Annotated in this window: 21 protein-coding genes and 1 pseudogene; 15 read left to right on the top strand and 7 right to left on the bottom strand. The window is 63.9% G+C overall.

Features of this window, described 5'->3' with window-relative positions; translation table 11 throughout:
- Nucleotides 1-28: 28 nt before the first annotated feature.
- Nucleotides 29-1,009, top strand: coding sequence for a ribose-phosphate pyrophosphokinase (locus tag PVE73_RS07235; RefSeq protein ID WP_277366296.1), 981 nt, complete (start codon nt 29-31; stop codon nt 1,007-1,009).
- Nucleotides 1,010-1,433: 424 nt separating this feature from the next.
- On the opposite strand, the gene PVE73_RS07230 is transcribed toward PVE73_RS07235, so the two are convergent.
- Nucleotides 1,434-2,270 carry a universal stress protein gene (locus tag PVE73_RS07230; RefSeq protein ID WP_277366295.1) on the bottom strand — a complete coding sequence of 279 codons (837 nt, stop codon included), beginning with the start codon at nt 2,268-2,270 and terminating at the stop codon, nt 1,434-1,436.
- Nucleotides 2,271-2,486: 216 nt separating this feature from the next.
- Here PVE73_RS07230 and PVE73_RS07225 point away from each other — a divergent pair, with 216 nt between their 5' ends.
- From PVE73_RS07225 to PVE73_RS07215, 3 genes are all read left to right on the top strand, one after another.
- Entirely contained in the window at nt 2,487-4,025 is a 1,539-nt protein-coding gene (locus tag PVE73_RS07225; protein ID WP_277366294.1) for a bifunctional aminoglycoside phosphotransferase/ATP-binding protein, read from the top strand.
- A gap of 133 nt (nt 4,026-4,158) precedes the next feature.
- A complete protein-coding gene (locus tag PVE73_RS07220; protein WP_277366293.1) occupies nt 4,159-4,578 on the top strand; it encodes a CBS domain-containing protein in 420 nt (139 codons plus the stop codon).
- 88 nt (nt 4,579-4,666) lie between these two features.
- On the top strand, nt 4,667-5,233 hold the full coding sequence (locus PVE73_RS07215; protein ID WP_277366292.1) for an HPF/RaiA family ribosome-associated protein: 567 nt from the start codon (nt 4,667-4,669) through the stop codon (nt 5,231-5,233).
- Nucleotides 5,234-5,320: 87 nt separating this feature from the next.
- Here the strand turns inward: PVE73_RS07215 and PVE73_RS07210 are convergent, their stop codons facing one another.
- Nucleotides 5,321-5,524 (bottom strand): hypothetical protein, encoded by a 204-nt coding sequence (locus PVE73_RS07210; RefSeq protein WP_277366291.1) that lies wholly within the window; start codon nt 5,522-5,524, stop codon nt 5,321-5,323.
- Between the two features lie 218 nt (nt 5,525-5,742).
- On the opposite strand from PVE73_RS07210, the gene groL reads away from it, so the two are divergent.
- Complete coding sequence (gene groL, locus PVE73_RS07205) at nt 5,743-7,365, top strand: chaperonin GroEL (RefSeq protein WP_277366290.1); 1,623 nt, start codon at nt 5,743-5,745, stop codon at nt 7,363-7,365.
- A gap of 26 nt (nt 7,366-7,391) precedes the next feature.
- A complete protein-coding gene (locus tag PVE73_RS07200) occupies nt 7,392-7,697 on the top strand; it encodes an XRE family transcriptional regulator (protein ID WP_277366289.1) in 306 nt (101 codons plus the stop codon).
- Between the two features lie 29 nt (nt 7,698-7,726).
- Here PVE73_RS07200 and PVE73_RS07195 read toward each other — a convergent pair whose 3' ends face one another.
- The 4 genes from PVE73_RS07195 to PVE73_RS07180 form a co-directional block, all read right to left on the bottom strand.
- Nucleotides 7,727-9,214: a phospholipase D-like domain-containing protein gene (locus PVE73_RS07195; RefSeq protein WP_277366288.1), complete on the bottom strand. Its 1,488-nt coding sequence runs from the start codon at nt 9,212-9,214 to the stop codon at nt 7,727-7,729.
- A gap of 179 nt (nt 9,215-9,393) precedes the next feature.
- Nucleotides 9,394-10,086 (bottom strand): hypothetical protein, encoded by a 693-nt coding sequence (locus PVE73_RS07190; protein WP_277366287.1) that lies wholly within the window; start codon nt 10,084-10,086, stop codon nt 9,394-9,396.
- Nucleotides 10,083-11,399 (bottom strand): glycosyltransferase, encoded by a 1,317-nt coding sequence (locus tag PVE73_RS07185; protein ID WP_277366286.1) that lies wholly within the window; start codon nt 11,397-11,399, stop codon nt 10,083-10,085. Before PVE73_RS07185 ends, PVE73_RS07190 begins: the two co-directional genes overlap by 4 nt.
- A 44-nt stretch (nt 11,400-11,443) precedes the next feature.
- The gene (locus PVE73_RS07180; protein WP_277366285.1) at nt 11,444-11,890 is read right to left on the bottom strand and encodes a DUF2267 domain-containing protein; all 447 of its coding nucleotides are present in this window, start codon (nt 11,888-11,890) and stop codon (nt 11,444-11,446) included.
- A gap of 61 nt (nt 11,891-11,951) precedes the next feature.
- Between PVE73_RS07180 and PVE73_RS07175 the strand changes: the two genes are divergently transcribed.
- The 4 genes and pseudogenes from PVE73_RS07175 to PVE73_RS07160 all read left to right on the top strand — a co-directional run.
- The gene (locus PVE73_RS07175) at nt 11,952-12,143 is read left to right on the top strand and encodes a hypothetical protein (protein ID WP_277366284.1); all 192 of its coding nucleotides are present in this window, start codon (nt 11,952-11,954) and stop codon (nt 12,141-12,143) included.
- Nucleotides 12,144-12,525: 382 nt separating this feature from the next.
- On the top strand, nt 12,526-12,717 hold the full coding sequence (locus PVE73_RS07170) for a hypothetical protein (RefSeq protein WP_277366283.1): 192 nt from the start codon (nt 12,526-12,528) through the stop codon (nt 12,715-12,717).
- 27 nt (nt 12,718-12,744) lie between these two features.
- Nucleotides 12,745-12,918 carry a hypothetical protein gene (locus PVE73_RS07165; RefSeq protein WP_277366282.1) on the top strand — a complete coding sequence of 58 codons (174 nt, stop codon included), beginning with the start codon at nt 12,745-12,747 and terminating at the stop codon, nt 12,916-12,918.
- A gap of 196 nt (nt 12,919-13,114) precedes the next feature.
- Nucleotides 13,115-13,224: pseudogene (locus PVE73_RS07160) on the top strand (IS110 family transposase); the annotation flags it as partial.
- A gap of 116 nt (nt 13,225-13,340) precedes the next feature.
- Here PVE73_RS07160 and PVE73_RS07155 read toward each other — a convergent pair.
- On the bottom strand, nt 13,341-14,084 hold the full coding sequence (locus PVE73_RS07155) for a GntR family transcriptional regulator (RefSeq protein ID WP_277366281.1): 744 nt from the start codon (nt 14,082-14,084) through the stop codon (nt 13,341-13,343).
- Between the two features lie 215 nt (nt 14,085-14,299).
- Here PVE73_RS07155 and PVE73_RS07150 point away from each other — a divergent pair, with 215 nt between their 5' ends.
- Genes PVE73_RS07150 through PVE73_RS07130 form a run of 5 tightly spaced genes read left to right on the top strand, consistent with a single transcriptional unit; the run spans nt 14,300 to nt 19,231 of the window.
- Nucleotides 14,300-15,427, top strand: coding sequence for a BMP family ABC transporter substrate-binding protein (locus PVE73_RS07150; RefSeq protein WP_277366280.1), 1,128 nt, complete (start codon nt 14,300-14,302; stop codon nt 15,425-15,427).
- Nucleotides 15,428-15,449: 22 nt separating this feature from the next.
- Nucleotides 15,450-16,565 (top strand): ABC transporter permease, encoded by a 1,116-nt coding sequence (locus tag PVE73_RS07145; RefSeq protein ID WP_277366279.1) that lies wholly within the window; start codon nt 15,450-15,452, stop codon nt 16,563-16,565.
- Nucleotides 16,565-17,491, top strand: coding sequence for an ABC transporter permease (locus PVE73_RS07140; protein WP_277366278.1), 927 nt, complete (start codon nt 16,565-16,567; stop codon nt 17,489-17,491). Before PVE73_RS07145 ends, PVE73_RS07140 begins: the two co-directional genes overlap by 1 nt.
- 10 nt (nt 17,492-17,501) lie before the next feature.
- On the top strand, nt 17,502-18,533 hold the full coding sequence (locus PVE73_RS07135; protein WP_277366277.1) for a formamidase: 1,032 nt from the start codon (nt 17,502-17,504) through the stop codon (nt 18,531-18,533).
- Nucleotides 18,530-19,231 (top strand): isochorismatase family cysteine hydrolase, encoded by a 702-nt coding sequence (locus tag PVE73_RS07130; RefSeq protein WP_277366276.1) that lies wholly within the window; start codon nt 18,530-18,532, stop codon nt 19,229-19,231. Before PVE73_RS07135 ends, PVE73_RS07130 begins: the two co-directional genes overlap by 4 nt.
- Nucleotides 19,232-19,255 lie beyond the last annotated feature (24 nt).

Below are 19,255 nucleotides of genomic sequence, written 5' to 3'. Positions count from 1 at the left end.
TAAATCCAACCGGGGTGGAGCACATGACATGCGCCTTTTTGCGTTGAACGGTTCGGAACATCTAGGCGGCGCCGTCGCGAAAACCCTCGGCGCCACCCTCGATCCGCACGAGGAACGGGACTTCGAGGACGGAGAACACAAGGCGCGCCCGCTCGTCTGCGTGCGCGGAGAGGATGTCTATGTGCTGCACAGCCTCGCGGGCGGAGACGGCGCTTCCGCCAATGACCGGCTCATGAAACTGCTCTTCTTCCTCGCCACGTGCCGCGAGCACGGCGCCGAGCGGGTGACGGCGGTCGCGCCCTATCTCGCCTATTCGCGCAAGGACAGGCAGACCAAGGCGCGCGACCCGGTGACGACACGATATGTCGCCCAGCTCTTCGAGGCGGTCGGCACGGACCGCATCATCACGCTCGACGTGCACAACATCTCGGCCTTCCAGAACGCGTTCCGCTGCGAGACCATACATGTCGACACGAGACGGCTGTTCGTACCGGTGGTCGAGCGCCTGGCCGAAGGTCAGCCCGTCACCATCCTTTCGCCCGACGGCGGCGGCGTGAAGCGCGCGCAACTGCTCAAGGAGCACCTGGAAACGGATACCGACCTGAAGATGGGCTTCGGCTTCCTGGAAAAGCGACGCAGCCGCGGCGTCGTCTCCGGCGACCTCTTCGCCGGCGAGGTGGACGGCACGGTCGTCTTCGTCGTCGACGACATGATCAGCACCGGCGGCACCATGCTGCGTGCAGCCACCGCCTGTCGCGAGCGCGGGGCGAAGGCGGTTCACGCGATAGCGACCCACGGGCTGTTCAGCGAGGGCGTCGAGGCGCTGTTCGACAGCGACGCCTTCGACAACATCGTCGTGACCGACAGCCTGCCGGCAGCAGCCCAGGCGAAGACAGGACACCCTTCGGCACGGCTGGAAATCGTCTCGGCCGCCGGCCTGATCGCAGATGCGCTCAAGCGCCTGCGCGACGGCGGGTCGATCTGCGATCTTCTCGGGGTCGAGAGCTGACGAGTTCCCGCTCCGCCTGCTCGATATAACGGATGGCCAGGGGACGCCATCTCTCGGGATGGCGCACCGGCTTCTCCAGGAGATGCACGACGCACAGGCGCGCCCTCAGCAGCGCGCGGAAAGCCCCGTAGAGGGCAAGGAGGGTGGCCGAGGGGCTTCGACCGGCTGGTCATCGTCGCGGAACCGCGGATGCTCGGGATCATCCGCGAAGCGCTCCCGCACCCACTGAAGGCCCTGGTCACTGGCGAAATCAGCAAGGACCTGTCAAAGCTCCCACCCCGGAACTGCATGCAGCCCTCGCCGCAGCCGGAAATGCTCCGGACCGGTGATGAAGCTGCGGCCCAGCTGCGCCACCCAGAAGGGCGCATCTCGCTGATCGATTCCGTCCCTTGGGATAATGCCTCCCGAGGGCAGGCACGACGAATTATCGGGCCATCAGAATCGGTACCGGAGGCTCTTCGAGCATGGACTTCGTGACACCGCCGAAAATGCGCTCGCGCATGCGCGAGTGGCCATAGGCGCCCATCACCACAAGATCGGTGGCGCAGTCCACGGCGTGCCTGCGCAGGATCTCCGCAACCGTGTGGCCCTGGCTCGGCAGGCGGTCGACCGTGACCTTCGCACCATGGCGGGCGAGAAACGCCGCCGCGTCCGCGCCCGGCTCCGCGCCATGGCCATTCTCGCTCTCGACCGGGTCGACCAGCACGAGACGGACCTCGTCGGCACCTTGGAGCATGTCGACAGACTCGCGCACTGCTCTTGTGGCCTCGAGACGCGAGTCCCAGGCGATCATGACGCGTTTCGGGCCGAATGTGGCCCGCCATCCCTCGGGAACCAGGAGAAGCGGCTTGCCCGAAGAAAACAAGGCTCCCTCTATCGCCTTGTTTCTCGAGATATCGTCGAAAGGCAGGTCAGGCCAGACGACGGTGATGTCGGCATACCGGCCGCGCCGCCCGATGACCTCGTCGGCCCAGGCGAGCTCGGGGTAGTCCCTTGCCACATCGGCCGACAGAGCCGTCTTCGCCAGGCATCGCGACACCGCTTCCTCGGAAGCCTTCAACTGTTCGAGGTCGGCCTGCCGCTCCTGCATCCAGGCATCGGAAAGCACTGCCGCATATTCGCCAACCGGCGGCGGTGCCGCCAGCGCCATGACGAGCACCGACAGATGCGCATGGGCTTCCTCGCAGAGCGCGGCGGCTTGCTGCAGCGCACTTTCGTCCTGGGCAAGACCGGCAATGGTAAGAACCGTCCTGAACGACATGATCATGCTCCTCTTAGTGCAGAGAGTGCCCTGTTCTTTGGAACGATATCGCAACTCGCCGCGTGATCCTTGCGCTGCGTCAAATCCCGATCGGCGATGAAGGGCACGTCGAGAAAGGAGTGCCTTGCTCTGGATCAAGGCGCGGCAGCGCCGCTCGGGCAACGGTTCCGCGTGCCGGTGAACGCCTCCTGCGGCCTCTGGCGGAGGAAAAGCGCGATGATCGTCGAAGACCAGGCAGCCTCGACCGCGCTTCTCACCGACCCGGTGTTTCACGGCGTTCACGGGCAGGTGGAGGTGATCGAGACGCATATCTCCCGCATCTTCCTCGCGGGAGAGCGGGCGTGGAAGATGAAGCGGGCGGTGAAGCTGCCCTATGTCGACTTCTCCACACCCGAGCTTCGCCTCGCGGCCTGCGCCAAAGAGATCGAACTGAACGCGAAGACCGCGCCTGGCCTGTATATCGGTTATCATCGGATCACCCGGGAGGCCGACGGACGGCTTGCCTTGGACGGGCCGGGGCGCCTCGCGGATGCGGTGGTGGAGATGAGGCGCTTCGAGCAGTCGAGCCTGCTCGACCGGATGGCGTTCGCAGGCAAGCTCACACCCGCCTTGATGAGCGGAACGGCACATATGGTCGCGCGCTTTCACCATGATGCCCCCGTCGTCCATGGACGCGGCGGCGCAGATGCCATGGCCGGCGTGCTCGACATCAACGAAGCGGGATTTGCCGTGAGCCACCTATTCCGCGAAACGGAGACGACGCGCTTCAACAAGGCCTTTCGCGCTGCGCTGGCCCGTCATTCGGCCCTTCTCGACCGGCGGGCGAGGGAGGGCAAGGTCCGCCGCTGCCATGGCGACCTTCACCTGAGGAACATTTGCCTCATCGACGATGTGCCGCGGCTCTTCGATTGCATTGAGTTCAGCGAAGAACTAGCCACAGTAGACGTTCTCTACGACCTGTCCTTCCTCCTGATGGACCTGTGGCACCGCGGCTTTGCCGCATCAGCCAACATGGTCATGAACCGCTATCTCGACGAGACCGGCGACGATGGCGGCTTCTCGCTCCTGCCCTTCTTCATGGCGGTCAGAGCGGCCGTGCGGGCGCACGTCACCGCGACGCTCCTTACGGAGGGAGGGACGGCAGCGGGGCTCGTCGACGAAGCCCGGTCCTATTTCGACCTTGCGCTTGCACTGCTGTGCGTGCCTTCGCCACGGCTCGTCGCCATTGCGGGCCTGAGCGGGTCCGGCAAGACGAGCGTGGCGGAGATGCTTGCCCCGCATCTGGGCGCGCCGCCGGGCGCACGGATCGTGGAGAGCGACAGGATCCGCAAGGCCTTCCACGGCGTCCCGGCGGAGACACGCCTTCCAGGCGATGCCTATCGCAGCGAAGTGTCGCGGAGGGTATATCGAGAGATGGCGCGCCGCAGCGGCCTGATTTTGCGCCAGGGCGGCTCGGTGGTCGCCGACGCGGTGTTCGAGAGGCCGGCCGACCGTGCCGCGATAGAGGCCGAAGCCCGCCGCATCGGCCAACCCTTCCTGGGCCTGTGGCTGGATGCGGATCCGGTGAGACTGCGGCGACAGGTCGAAACACGGCGCGGCGGCCCCTCCGACGCGACGGTGGACGTCCTGGAACACCAGTTGCAGCGGCATGTCGACTATCCCGCTTGGACAAGGATCGACGCTGCGCGCGAGCTGGAAGCGATTGTCGTGGATATCCTCTCGCACCTCGAACCAACGGGACCTCGCAGTTGTTGAGCAGCCGCGGGTGTTCCGGACGATCATCCCTCACACATCCGGCCTGGCTGAAAGATGTCGCCTTTGATTGGCGTCAAACCCTTATCGCAACAGGAGCGCTATCCTTCATCTTCTTTCGTGAAAGGAGGAAGCGATGAGAGTTTCAGAAGCCATGCATAAAAACGCCATCTGGGTTTCCCCCAACATGCCCGTTTCCGAGGTCGCCAAGATCATGAAGGAAAAGGACATCGGCGCCGTGCCCGTGGGCGACAACGATCGCCTGATCGGAATGGTGACGGATCGCGACATAACCATCCGCGCCCTGCCGAACGGCCACGACGTGTCGTCCTTGACCGCGCGGGACGTCATGTCGCCCGGCATCTCCTATTGCCGGGCGGAGGATGCTCTCCAGGACGCGGTCCGCCTGATGGAAAAGAAGAAGATCCGCCGCCTGCCGGTGATCGACGCCGACAAGCGCATGGTGGGAATGCTGAGCGTCGGAGACATATCGCATTTCGGCGACGAGGATCTGACCGGCGAACTGATGCAGGCGGTGAGCGATCACCACGCCTAGGCACGGATCGAGCCGAAAGGCCGGGGGACCCCATCCGCGGGCGGAGGCTCTGCTGCCCGCATTCACATGATCAGCGCGAGTGGAGATAATGCAGACACCGGTCGAAATCGAGTTTCACGGAGTGGAGAGCTCACCCTGGATCCAGAACATGCTGGAAGAGCATGTCGGAGAACTGGAGAGCCGCTTCGGGCGGATTACCCGTTGCCGCGTGGTGGTCACCGGCCCGGGCCACCACCACCGTTCGGGCGGGCTCTATGACGTGCGCGTTCATCTATCTCTCCCCAGCGGGAAGGAGATCGCCGTCGACCGGGTCGACCACGGCGATGAGCGCTATTCCGACATCCGCTTCGCCATCAACGACGCCTTCAAACGAGCACGGCGGCGGATCCAGGACGAGGCGCGGAAGCTGCAAGGCCAAACCAAGCATCACGAGCCGCAACCGGCCGGAACGGTCGTCCGCATCGACCCATCGGGCGGGTTCGGCTTTATCGCGGCGCCGGACGGCCAGGAGATCTATTTTCACCGCAACAGCGTGCTCAACGCCGCATTCGACAAGCTCGAGCCGGGTGCCCGTGTCACCTTTGTCGAGGAACAGGGCGAAAAAGGCACGCAGGCGAGCACCGTGAGGCTGGCAGGAAGGCACGGTCCGCGGTGAGCGGTCTGGAACTGTTCCCCCAAGACCGAAAGGTCGAAAAGGACGCGTTGAAGGCGCGCTGCAGGCGAGCAGCGCGCAGGCCATCTCTCAGTCCTGGCTGGTGAGCGTCAGATACATGAGCGCAAGATAAACCGCCGGGATCACCGTCAGGACGCCGAGTTCGATGGCAACCGGCGCGCCGCAGTCGTTCACCCACATGCGGTATGCAACAAAAAATACCGAAGCGAGAATGACGGCTGTGCCGATATACCAGGGCATCAGCCGATTTCTTTTTCCGACACGTTCGGCCATGACTCGATCTCCGCTGGATTTTCGCCCATCGTGACAGACAACGCAGCTTCGGCCTTGACCGGGATCAAGCTTAAGCCTGCACTCGAACAAGTTCCGATCGCGCCCCCCCCCGCTCATCGTCACCTGCACGTGCCCGCAGGCTTGTTTGACCGGCGTCAATGCCGCCCCTGCCTCGCCGGGGTAGATCAACAACAAAAGCTTTCGGAAAGGCTGGCACCATGGCGCACAAACAGGTTCTCTTCCGCTCCGCCGCGCGTGAGAAGGTTCTTCGCGGAGCGACCCAACTGGCCGACGCGGTACGCGTGACGCTGGGGCCACGCTCGAAATCCGTGCTGATCGAACGGAAATGGGGCGCACCGACCGTCTGCAACGACGGCGTGACCATCGCCAAGGAATTCGACCTGAAGGACCCCGAGGAGAATCTCGGGGCGCGCATGCTCCGGCAGGCGGCGGAGAAGACGGGCGACATGGTGGGCGACGGCACCAGCACGTCGACCGTGCTGGCCCATGCGATCTTTGCCGACGGCGTGCGAAACGTGGTCGCCGGCGCGAGCGCCATCGACATAAAGCGTGGTCTGGACCGCGCTACGGCCCGCGCCGTATCGGCGCTGAAAGAGATTTCTCGGCCGGTGGAGACCAGGCGCGAGAAGGAGCAGGTGGCGACCATTTCGGCTCACAACGATCCGGCGATCGGGGAGCTGGTGGGCGAGGCGATGGAGAAGGTCGGCGACGAAGGTGTGATCACGGTGGAGGAGTCGAAGACCACCGAGACAGCGCTGGAGGTGGTGGAGGGCATGCAGTTCGATCGCGGCTTCATCTCCCCCTACTTCGTCACCGATCCTGAAAAGATGGAAGCCGTGCTCGAAGAAGCGCTCGTGCTCATCGTCGACCGCAAGATCTCGTCGCTGCACGACCTGATCAAGCTTCTTGAAGAAGTCGCCAAGTCCGGGGCGCCGCTCCTGGTCGTCGCCGAGGACATCGAGGGCGAGGCCCTGGCGACGCTCGTCGTGAACCAGATCCGCGGCGTCTTCCGCAACTGCGCCGTGAAGGCGCCAGGCTTCGGCGACCGCCGCAAGGCGATGCTGCAGGATGTCGCCGTCCTGACCGGCGGGCAGGTCGTCTCGGAAGAGATCGGCATCAAACTGGAGAATGTCGGGATCGCGCAGTTGGGTCGTGCAAAGCGCATCGTCGTCGACAAGGACACCACGACGATCATCGGCGGTGAAGGCGAAGCGGGATCGATCAAGACCCGCATCGATCAGATCCGGCGCGAGATCGAGAACACCACGAGCGACTATGACCGCGAGAAGCTTCAGGAGCGTCTGGCCAAGCTGGCGGGAGGGGTTGCCGTCATCAAGGTAGGCGCGCCGACCGAAGCCGAAATGAAGTCGAAAAAGGAAGCGCTCGATGATGCCATCAGCGCCACGAAGGCCGCGGTGGCTGAGGGGATCGTGCCGGGGGGCGGGCTGGCGCTTCTGCGCTGCCTCGCTGCGGTCGAGGACGAAGAGGGCCTGTGTCACGGCGACGAACGCACCGGCGTGCAGATTCTGAAGCGCGCTCTGGAAGCGCCCGTCCGGCAGATCGCCGACAATTCCGCCGTGGACGGCGGCGTGGTCGTGGCGAAGATGATCGAGGGCACCGGCAATTTCGGATTCGATGCGGGGCGCAAGGAATATGTCGATCTCGTCGAGGCCGGCATCATAGACCCGACCAAGGTCGTGCGCGTGGCGCTTGAGAACGCGGTCTCCGTCGCAAGCATCCTGCTCCTGACGGAGGCGACGATGACTGAGATTCCCGAACCGCCAAAGGAACGGGGACTCGAGCCGGATATGGCGATGTAGGAACCGGGCGGCCCAAGGTGGGAACGATGACGATCACTTCCGAACAGTGCCTTGCGGCGAGAATCCTGGCGCGTGTGGACCGGCCGTTGCTGTCGTCCGCGTCCGGCGTTCCCGTTGCCGCCATCGCACGCTTCGAAAAGACCCGCGTCCCGCTTCCGCCCGAGGATCTCGGACGCCTGCAGCGGGCGCTGGCAAGGCTGGGGGCGGACTTCATTCCCGAGGACGCGGCCGGCGGCCTCGGCGTGCGGCTTCGGTTCGATGCGGATCTTTCCCGCAGGATCTCGGCGTGGGAGAGCGAGGGAGGCCTGCCCGCGGAGGATGACGTGTACTGAATGCGGTTCCGGTTCCCAGAAGTCTGCCGTCACCCACGCATATTGTGACCGTCCACCGTCTCACCAAGGCCGTTGGTAAGGCCACAACGCCTCCCGACTCTCAGCCAGGGTTTCCAATTGTCACCGAAACCGAAGGGGTCGAGCAGGTGCAGTTTGCCCATCACCCTGTCAAGTATGCTCGGCTTGCCGTCCGCCAAAGGCCGGAGATGACGAACTGCCGGGTTCGTCAGTGCGTCGATCGCGGCAAGCATGCTGCCTGTCTTCGAAAGAACGGCTCCAAGCTGCTCGACCGAGCAGCCGGCATGTTCCGAAAGGAGACGAAGCAGGAGCTTGCGGACAGCCGTTCGAGTATCCTGCGCCTTCGCCTGCATCGCCAGATCGCATTCGGTGTCGAAGGCGAATGAGCGGTTGTTCAGATTGGCCGAGCCTACACGCACCAGGCGGTCGTCCACGATCATCACCTTGGAATGGATCGAGATGGGAGTGCTCGAACCGGCGATCGCGGCGAAAGCCTTGAAGCGCCCAAAGCGGTCTGCCGAACGAAGCTGGCGGATCAAGTGGTTGCGCGCATGATCCATGGCCAGGCGGTCGAAACGTCCTCCACTGTTGGCCGGGCAGACCACGATGATCTCGGGACCGCCGGGCTCTTTAAGCCGCCTGGCCAGCGCCCGGCCGATGACCGGGGAGGTGAAATATTGGTTCTCGAGATAGATCCATCGCTCGGCGGCGGCGATGGCACGCAGATAGAGCGCCTCGACCTCGCGGACCTCCCTTCTACCCCTCCAGGACGGCTCGCTCCGGGCGATCCCCACCTCGACGTCGGTGAAGTCCGGCTTCAGCTCGGAGGGCCAGACCCTCGAGCGTGGGGGCGGCACCGCGATGCGCTCGCCCGTTGCCCGAAACCACCGCTCTCGCACCAGTTCCCCTAGCGCCGCCGCGGCGTCTCCATCCACCGCCATCATGACTTCATGGCGCGGGCCATAGGTGCTGCCGTCGACCGTGCGCCGCCGGCGATCCGTTGCAAGATGGTCGCGCGTGTCCCATCGATTCCGGGTGAAGTCAGCGCTCCCGCAGAATGCTATCATATCGTCGACCACCAACACCTTCTGATGGTGCGACGCTCCGAGAGGGTGGTTCCCGTCGAGCCGGTATCGGACCCGCTGCTTCGGCAGCCACCGAGGCGCATGCTGCGGCCTGTCCCTTCGCTGCACGGCAAAAAGCCACGTCATGTCCCAGACAAGGATATTCACGGTCACGTCCGGGTGCGTCGAGGTGACCGTCTCCAGAAGATCGCAGAGCCGCTCCGGCCGGGCTTCGCCTTCCCCCTCCGGCGCAAGCGGAATCCGCGCGTCGAAATCCCACCCCAGAAGCAGCACAGATCTACGGGCAGCGCGCAGCGCGGCGGCCATTGCGGGCAGATATTCAGCCGCGTCGACCAGCATTGCCACGCGCTCGGCATGCGCAAGACGCCAGCACGTGGCGCCGGGCTCTACGATGCGGTCGGGCTTCTCACGCATCGGCGTTCAGCAAAGGCGGCCGGCAGGCCGGCCGTCTCGACGAGATGCGATGTCCATGATGCTCTCCTGCCGCAAGCGTATGGTTTCAATCTCTACGAGGGAACGTGCGACGGCCTTGATTTCGAACAAGAGCGGGGATGGAACGACGGCTTGACGCAGGAACGGAAGGACGGCCGCCGTCAGGTGACACGGCAGCCGCGAAGCCTGGTTTCGGCCGCAGCGTCCGCTGCCTCCATGGCCGCCCTGATTCTTGCCGACCAGACGGCCGCTTCCTCTCGTGTCGACAGGGGCGGAACATGAAACGCATCGCCGACGGCCACGGCAACCCTCGCGAAGGGAAATGGCAACTCCCTCAGGTCCCAACGTCGGGACTGGACCATCTTCGGTGCGCTGGCGACGGAAACGGGAACGATTGCGAAATCGCGCTCGGCTGCCATGCGGACAAGGCCGTACCTGACCAGATGATAGGGCCCAAGGGGGCCGTCGAGCGCCAACGCCATCGTCCTGTCGAGGCACAGAGGGTGGAACACGCCGGCAGTCGGCGTGGGAACAGGTGCCGAGTCGAAGCCGAAGCGGCGGCACAACCTGGCGATCACCTCGCCACGAAAGGAGCGACCGACGAGCACCGTGCCGGCGCGGCCTTCCAGCAAAACGAAGAGTGGAAAGTATCTGCCGTGCCAGAACGCCACCAGTACGTTCTTCTCTTCGGCAAGAAGACGGTCCAACCGCTCCAGTTCGGCGACATCCTTGCGCCAGCTCGCACACCACGCACGAAGGAACAATTCCTCCAGAAAGCTGATCGCCTCGGCGACAGCACCACGCAAGGTGCGGACCACGTCAAATCGAAGGCCGGGTGCCTCGAGCAGCGTCATCGCCTTCCGGGATTGAGCCGCTCCCCTTCGACTGCGACCGGCCTGTCCGGGGGGAACAAGGCATCGCCGAGCGCGTGCGCGAAGTTCCCAACGATCTTCCACTCCTGCGCGAGCCTTCGCTTCGCCAACGACCAATTGCTGTCGACCACCGTCAGACGCTTTGGTGCGCTCTCGAGCAGCTCAAAATAGAGCTTCAACGTCGCGTCTATCATTTCACCCCGGCTGAACGAGCCGGCGGTGCGCCGCGCGGCTGTCGAGAGCTGGCAGCGGTGCCCGGGCTGGAGCTCGGCCAACTTGGCGAGAGCGCGAGCGAAGCATTCCGTCGAGGCGGCAGCGGAGAGAAGATAGCCGTTCTGGCCATCACGGACAATCTCGCGCGCGCCGAAGGCGTCCAGCGCCACCACGGGCACGCCCGCCGCCATCGCCTCCGCAAGGACAAGTCCCTGGGTTTCGGAGAGCGAAGAGAAGGCAAAGACGTCCATCGCGGCATAGATGTCGGCCAGTTTCCTGCTCTCCAGCGCTCCCAACGTGTGAACACGCTCACTCAAGCCCTGCTTGGCGAGCGCCTCTTCCATGCCCGGTCGCGACGGGCCTTCCCCGACGACCACGAAATGCGCACGTGGGTTGGCCATCAGGAAATGCCCGACGGCTTCGGCCAGATAGGGCAGGTTCTTTTCCGGGGCCAGCCGTCCGACATGCCCGACCACAAACGCTGCAGGCGGCAGCCCAAGGGCAACTCGCACCTTGTTCCCGTCACCTGCGGCAAACAACGCCGGTTCTATCCCGGTCGGGATGACTGTCACTGGCGTCTTGACGCCGTGCTCGATCAGGAAATCGGCCATGCTGCGGCTGGGTGCGATGACGGCGTGACACAGGTCGCAGTAGCCGAGCGCGATGCTGAGCACGAGCCGCTCCAGGATCGGAACGCCTTCTGAAACATAGTGATCATAGAGTTCATATCGCGTGTGATAAGTGTAGACGATCGGGATACACCGCGATGCCGCGGTCCGAAGCGCCACGTCGCCGAGCAGGAATGGATGGTGGGAATGGACGATGTCCGGTCGGAACGTGTCCAGCCTCTCGTCGAGCGTGCGAGTGAGGGGCAGCGGCAGGGAAAAGTCGCTGCCCCTGAAATGTTTGATCGCTGGGATGCGGACGACGTCGGTTTCAGCATGGTGCAGGTCGGCATATTCTGGAGCGACGACGAGAACACGGTGGCCGGCGCTGCGCAATCCCTCTGCAAGCCACGCCACACTGTGCGCCACACCGCCAATATGCGGCGTGAACGTGTTGGTGAACATTACGACGTTCATCGGCGCCTGCACCTCCAGCCCGGCGAGTGGCGGGCGCAACCGTATCAGGCGCTGCGGCGCGCGACCGAGGGCCACAATGTGCGAAGCGGCACGGGCAGCGTATCGATGATCTTGGCCGTCTCGCCTGGATCCAGCTCCTGCCAAAGCAGGTCGAACACCGCCTTGGTGGTCCCCACCGCATCGCGCGGAAACTGCGGCGGCAGCAACTTGCCTACATGGGCCGCGAACTCATCCACCTGGCGATCCCCTGCCGGGTTCGCGCCGATGTGCCAGCCTTCGTAATAGATTCCGCGCACCAGCATCGGCAGTTGCGCTCCGAGGTGTACGGCCTGTTCGCTGGTCAGGCGGTCGCGCAGTGCGTGTAGCACTGCCCTGAGGGCGCCGTATGCATGGTGCCGCTCCTGAAAATGGTGGTCGCTCATCAGTTTCTTGAGCCAGAGATTGGTTTGCTGAACGGTATGGTCCAGCGGTGCCAGCTGCGTATCGCTCATGGCCGTTGTCCTCTTCCACTTTGGTTGGAGAGGTTAGTCCGCTGCGCGAAGGAACGAATTGATGCGGGTCAATCGCGACGAGGCTGCCGCAGCCGATCTCAAGAGCGTGCTGGGGATTGCAATCGACGGCGGCTCGTTCATTCTCACGAGCATCACTGGTTACAGGGAGCAGCCTTTCAAGGTTCCCAGTCAGCAGCCACGCTGCGGATGTGATTGGTTGCGAGGTGATTTGAACCCAATTCTAAGCTATTGATTTTGACCCACATTTCTGTGATCGCCATACCTCAAAGCATAATCTCTGCAACAAGTTGAATTTTCTAAGACTTTTGACAGGATTGGTTGCAGGGGCTCGCAACACCCGATTCCTATGATTGATCGAACACGAGATACCAAAACTGGCGGCGTAAGCGATCAAGCTCAGCTTGCCGTTTTACGGGGGCGACCACCTTTTGCCCCGTTCGCGCGAGCGGCAGCGGCCTTAGCCCCGGGCCTGGCCTGTCCGGCTCCATCTCCCGACGAAACGGGAGGCGCCGGCTTTCGAAGCGGAACTGATCGAACACGATCTGAAGTGGAGTCCGGTCAAGGTCCTGGCCAAGACGTTTCCGCAAGGCGTCGGGCCATCTTCGAACTGGCGGTTGTTCGTCGATTACCTGACCCGAGCTGGCGAGATCATACCCGAGGAAGGCGTACCTTTCACAGCTATAGTCACGATCAGCGCTCCCGATGATGAGCAACCTGTGTTCAACGACATGCGTCAAAATCTGCAGGCCCTCGGTACGCAAATCGCCGATATTCGAACGGCTGCGCGGATCACGCCGCGCGTTTGATCTTATACGTCATGCGAGGAAGAAAAGATGGCGAAGTCCGTATTTCTCAAAACATGGCGAACCTTTGCGACGGTGACGGCTGCCAAAGAGCACTTCGCCAGAATTTTAGACAGTCGAGAGCTCTATGCAGAAGGCATTGAGAGCGATCGCTGTGTAGCGCCATCGACTGGCATTGTCGCACCGCTCTTCGCTTGGGTCTGATCGAGAACCCCCGAGCGTCCGAGTGAGGGCGCGTTGCCGCCATCTGCTCCGCCCCGGTCGACCGTCCGGTTCAGGAGAAGGCAAAGTTTGCCTGGAGGTCCGGCTTGCAAGGCGCCTTGCCGTCATACAGAATCAGGCCGGTATCGGACTGCCGGCTAGCGGGGCAAGTACGCGTTCCGATGGGCAACTGCTCGCGGCCCGGCGGGTCGTGTTCGAGACGGGACCGCTGTCGGTGTGGTCCTACCATTGGCTGACGGCAGAAGGCGACCGGTGAACTGCATCGACGCGCGGCATGCCGAGACCGCGCACAGCAGCGCAGACATTCATTCCTGCTAACAATGTCGCAAGCACCTGCTTCATTTCCCTTCAGGGCTTGCCTGGGCGTTGCATGGCTTGCCAGCACCGCGTAGCCGAGGATGGCTTCAAAAAACATCCAGCGGGCGCCGTCCGGGGTTGGGTTCATTGCCCGAGGCGAAAGCGGCGCTCGCCTCGCTGACCAGCGATACGTGCGCCCTCGCTGCGGCTGCCGCGGCGGCGCCATCCGCGCGCATGATCGCCGTGACGATCGCCTCGTGTTCGTTCCAGGACTTCGCCAGCCGGTCGGGCAGGCGGAACTGCGCTCGACGGAACGGAGCCAGGCGGCTGCGGGTCGTCAGGCTGAGCTCCTCTATATGGCCGCTATGCGCCCCGCTGTAGAGCATTGAATGGAACTGCGTGTTCCAGGCTTCGTAGGCCTCCTCGGCGCCGAGCCGTACCAGCCGTGCGGAGTCCTGATGCCGTTCCTCCATCGCGCGCCGCTCGGCGAACGTCATGCGCTCGGCTGAAAGGCGCGCACAGATGCCCTCCAGTTCGGCCATGCCCTCGAACATCGACGACAGGTGCTGCGGAGTGACCACCTTCACGATCGCACCGCGGTTCGGCCGCCGCTCCGCCAGTCCCATGGCGCTCAACTGACGCAGCGCCTCCCGCACCGGCGTGCGCGAAACCTCGAAACGCTCGGCGAGCGACAATTCGTCAAGCCGCTCACCGGGACGAAGCGCGCCGGTGACGATGCGGTCGGCGATCGAGCGCACCATGTCGTCGACCGTCGTTCCGAACCGGACGAGATTGCGTTTGCGTGCCACACGTCCTCCTCGAGAATCCTTCTCTGCGAGAATCACGAACATGCGCATTTCTCAGCAAGTTCCCTCTTGTGCACAATTCTTCATCTCTATGTCAAACAGCACATAATTTAGGCTCAAAGTGCATGCACCTGCACCTTCATTGTGCAAGAGCAATGTCACGCCAAGGGATATCTATTGAAAATTATTGTATTTAAAAGTTGGCATGAAGATTGCATGCAGTTTGGGTAGCCTTCCATGTCCAGATCCGGAGCGTTTGCATGTCGTCCTCATTCAACTTTACCCGCCGCCGCTTCCTCCAAACCTCCGCCACCGGTGCTGCATTGGGCCTTGCTGGCTCTGTCCTGCCGCTGCGCCCGGCACTCGCCGCCGGCGCGACCATCGGTTTCATCTATGTCGGCCCGAAAGACGACTACGGCTACAACCAGGCCCACGCCGAAGGCGCTGCGGCGCTGAGAGGCATCGAAGGCATCACGCTGATCGAGGAAGAGAATGTGCCGGAGACGGTGGACGTCCAGAAGACAATGGAGTCCATGATCAACCTCGATAGTGCAACGCTCGTCTTCCCGACTTCCTTCGGTTATTTCGATCCGCACGTCATCACGGTCGCCGCGAAATATCCCGATATCCTGTTCCGTCACTGTGGCGGGCTCTGGACGGAAGGAACGCATCCGCAGAACGCCGGCTCCTATTTCGGCTATATCGGCCTGGGACAGTATCTCAATGGAATCGTTGCAGGCCACACGACGAAGACCAAGAAGATCGGCTTCGTTGCCGCCAAGCCGATCCCACAGGTTCTGATGAACGTCAATTCTTTCCTGCTCGGCGCCCGCGCGGTCGATCCCGAGGTCACCTGTCAGGTGATCTTCACCGGCGAATGGTCGCTCGCGGTAAAGGAGGCGGAGGCCACCAACGCGCTGGTGGACCAGGGTGCGGATGTCATCACCTGCCATGTGGACAGTCCGAAAGTGGTGGTCGAGCGGGCGGCCGGCCGCGGCGCCTTTGTTTGCGGCTATCATGCCGACCAGTCGCCGCTGGCACCGGAGAAATACCTCACCGGCGCCGAATGGGCCTGGGGCAATGTCTACAAGGGCTATGTCGAGGCTCTGCTCGCAGGCGAGGAACTGCCGAACTTCACCCGCGGCGGCCTGGCCGAAGGCTTCGTCAAGATGAGCCCGCTCGGTCCCGCCGTTGGCGAGGCGGCGCGCAACCAGTTCGAGGCAACGCTGGCGGAAATGATGAAGGGGAGCTTCTCCGTTATCAAGGGACCTCTCAAGAGCAACCGCGGCGACATGATCGTCGCGGAGGGGCAGGCCTTCCCCGAAACCGCGATCGAGCTTGAAAGCATGGATTATCTCGTGGAAGGCGTGCTCGGCTCGACATCCTGACCGTCGGGTTAGGCGGCTCATGATGACCGATACGACCGTCGAAAGAACGGGTGGCATCGCCGGTTTGCGGCCGGCAGGCCTCGAACCGATCGCAAGACGCGGCGAAGCGGTGTTCATACCGCTTGCCGCGGTGTTGGTGGGCATGGCCGCCTTCAGCCTGTTTGTCCTGTTTCTCGGCAAGTCGCCCGTGCAGCTCTATGAGCTGATGTGGCGCGGCGGGTTCGGTTCGTGGTTCTCGATCCAGAACACGCTGTCGCGTGCGGCCCCCCTGCTGCTTGCCGCCCTCTGTGTCGCGCTGCCTGCGCGGCTGGGCCTTATCGTGATCGGGGGCGAAGGCGCGCTGGTGCTCGGCGGTGTCGCCGCGGCGGCGGCTGGCACTGCGCTCACGGGCATCCCCATGTCGCTTGCGATGCCGGCCATGATGCTCGCGGGTATGGCCGCCGGGGCGCTATGGATCGGCTCGGTGGGAGCGTTGCGGCACTATCGTGCCGTCAACGAGACGATTTCTTCGCTGCTGATGGCCTATATCGCCATTGCTCTGATGAACCATCTCGTCGAGGGGCCGCTGCGCGATCCTGCCTCGCTCAACAAACCTTCGACCCATCCGCTCGACGAGAAGCTCCGCATCGGCGACATTCCCGGCATGGACGTGCATTGGGGACTCGTCGTCGGCGTCCTCGCCTGCATCGTCTCCTGGATACTGATCGGGAAGACCAAGTGGGGCTTCGCCGCCCGCATCGCCGGCGGCAATGTGCGTGCCGCGCAGATTCAGGGGTTGCCGGTCGGCGCGCTGATCGTCGGCTTCACCGCTCTTGCGGGTGCGTTTGCCGGGCTTGCCGGCGCCATGGAGGTCGCCGCCGTGCAGGGCAGCGCCAATGCCGCACTGGCGGCCGGGTATGGCTACACCGGCATCCTCGTTGCTTTCCTCGCCAGGCACAATCCGCTCGCCATCATTCCCGTAGCGCTGCTCATCGGCGGCATCGACGCCTCGGGCGGCCTCATCCAGCGGCGCATGCAACTGCCGGATGCCACAGTGCAGGTGCTGCAGGGGATGATCTTCATCCTCATCCTCTTTTCCGAGACGTTCTATGGCCGCTTCAAGGCCTTCAATCCCGAGCTGTGGAGGAGGGGCGGCTGATGGAAGCCTACGACATCGGCTGGTGGGGCGTGCCGCTCGCGATCCTCGGCGGTGCGGTTCGCGTCTCGACGCCCTTCATCTTCGTCTCGCTCGGCGAAACCATCACCGAGCGCTCCGGTCGCATCAATCTCGGCCTCGAGGGCACGCTTGTGTTCGGCGCCATGACGGCCTATGGCGTCGCCGTGCTCACCGGCTCGCCCTGGCTCGGCGTTCTCGCCGCCGCCGGCGCCGGGAGCTGCTTCGGCCTCTTCCACGGCTGGATCTGCTCCTTTCCGCGGGTGAACGACATCGCCATCGGCATCGCGCTGATGCTGTTCGGCACGGGGCTGGCCTTCTTCCTGGGCAAGCCCTTCATCCAGCCTTCCGCACCCGGCCTGCCGGCGATTCCGCTGGGCTTCTGGTCCGACATCCCGCAGGTGCGGGCGGCGCTCGACATAAACGTGCTCTTCGTCATCGGGGCGCTGCTGGCGCTGTTTCTGTGGTGGGCGTTCCGCAACACGCACGCGGGCCTGGTGCTGCGCGTGGTGGGCGACAGTTCGGATGCGGCCCGCGCCATGGGCTTCAACCCGAATGCAGTGCGGCTGCTGGCCACGGCCATCGGCGGCGCATTCGCGGCAATCGGCGGCGCCTATCTGTCGCTCTACTATCCCGGAAGCTGGAACGAGGGCATCTCGTCCGGCCAGGGCCTCATGGCGGTGGCGCTGGTCATCTTCGCGCGATGGAACCCGCTCGGCTGCTTCGCCGCCGCGCTTCTCTTCGGCGGTGCCGGTGCGCTCGGCCCCGCCCTGCAATCGGTCGGCGTGACGCAGGGCTACTACCTGTTCTACGCCGCGCCCTACATCCTCACCCTCGCCATCATGATCGCCACGAGCTCTCCCGGCCGTTCGCTGGCCGGCGCGCCCGGCGAACTTTCGATCATCAGATAGGAGCTGACCAATGAGCGGACTGGGCGGACTGAACAAGAGCGAAAACGGGGTCGTCATCGGGCTTGTCCAACTCCAGCTTCCCGTTGTGGAGACGAAGGCCGACCTCGCCGCCCAGACCGATCGCATCGTCGCGATGGTCGGCAAGGCGCGGCGCAACATGGGCACGATGGATCTCGTGGTGTTTCCCGAATACGCCCTTCACGGGCTTTCGATGGACACCAATCCCGAAATCATGTGCAGCCTTGAGGGGCCGGAGGTCGCCGCCTTCAGGAAGGCCTGCCGCGACAACCACATATGGGGCTGCTTCTCCATCATGGAGCTCAATCCCGGCGGCATGCCCTACAATTCCGGCATCGTCATAAACGATCAGGGGGAGTTGAAGCTCTATTACCGCAAGATGCACCCGTGGGTGCCGGTCGAGCCGTGGGAGCCGGGCGACCTCGGCATTCCGGTCGTCGACGGGCCGAAGGGCTGCAAGCTGGCGCTGATTATCTGCCATGATGGCATGTTTCCCGAGATGGCGCGGGAATGCGCCTACAAGGGCGCGGAAGTTATGATCCGCACGGCCGGCTACACGGCGCCGATCCGCGAATCCTGGCGCTTCACCAACCAGTCGAACGCCTTCTGCAACCTGATGGTGACGGCGAATGTGTGCATGTGCGGCACGGACGGCACCTTCGATTCCATGGGCGAGGCGATGATCGTCAATTTCGACGGCACGGTGATGGCGCACGGCACCACCGGCCGCGCTGACGAGATCGTGACGGCCGAGGTGCGGCCCGATCTGGTGCGCCAGGCGCGCAAGGGATGGGGCGTGGAGAACAATATCTACCAGCTCGGCCATCGCGGCTATGTCGCGGTTGAGGGCGGCGCGGGCGATTGCCCCTACACCTATATGCGCGACCTTGCCGCCGGCGCCTACCGCGTGCCCTGGGAGGACGAGGTGGCGGTTACCGACGGCACGGGCTTCGGCTTCCCCAGGCCGACGAGGAAATATGGCGAGAAGCTCGCCGACGCCGCCGAAGAGGAGGAAGCCGCATGAATGCCCGCCCACCGACCGGCCAGACCTTCATCGATGCCGATCCCTATCCCTGGCCGTGGAACGGCGATCTGCGGCCGGACAACACGGCGCTTATCGTCATCGACATGCAGACCGATTTCTGCGGTCCGGGCGGTTATGTCGATTCCATGGGCTACGATCTCTCCCTCGTGCGCGCGCCGATCGGACCGATCAAATCGGTGCTCGCGGCGATGCGGATGAAGGGCTACCACATCATCCATACGCGCGAGGGGCACCGGCCCGACCTTGCCGACCTGCCCGCCAACAAGCGCTGGCGCTCGCGGCGCATCGATGCGGGCATCGGCGATTCCGGCCCCTGCGGGCGCATTCTGGTGCGCGGCGAGCCGGGCTGGGAGATTATTCCCGACCTCGCGCCGCTGGACGGCGAGCCGATCATCGACAAGCCGGGCAAAGGATCCTTCTGCGCCACAGATCTGGAGCTGATCCTCAACCAGCGGCGCGTTGAAAACATTGTGCTCACCGGCATCACGACGGATGTCTGCGTGCATACGACCATGCGCGAAGCCAACGACCGCGGCTTCGAATGCGTGCTGCTGGAAGATTGCTGCGGCGCTACTGACTGGGGCAACCACCTCGCCGCGATCAAGATGGTCAAGATGCAGGGCGGTGTGTTCGGCGCGGTATCGAATTCGCTTGCCTTCGTGGAGCGGCTTCCGTGAGCCGGGGGCCACTCTTGCCAAGCA

The sequence above is a fragment of the Chelativorans sp. AA-79 genome (assembly GCF_029457495.1).
Lineage (GTDB): Bacteria > Pseudomonadota > Alphaproteobacteria > Rhizobiales > Rhizobiaceae > Chelativorans.
The sequence above is the reverse complement of the archived record's forward strand: the minus strand, read 5'-3'. Positions and strand labels throughout refer to the sequence as shown.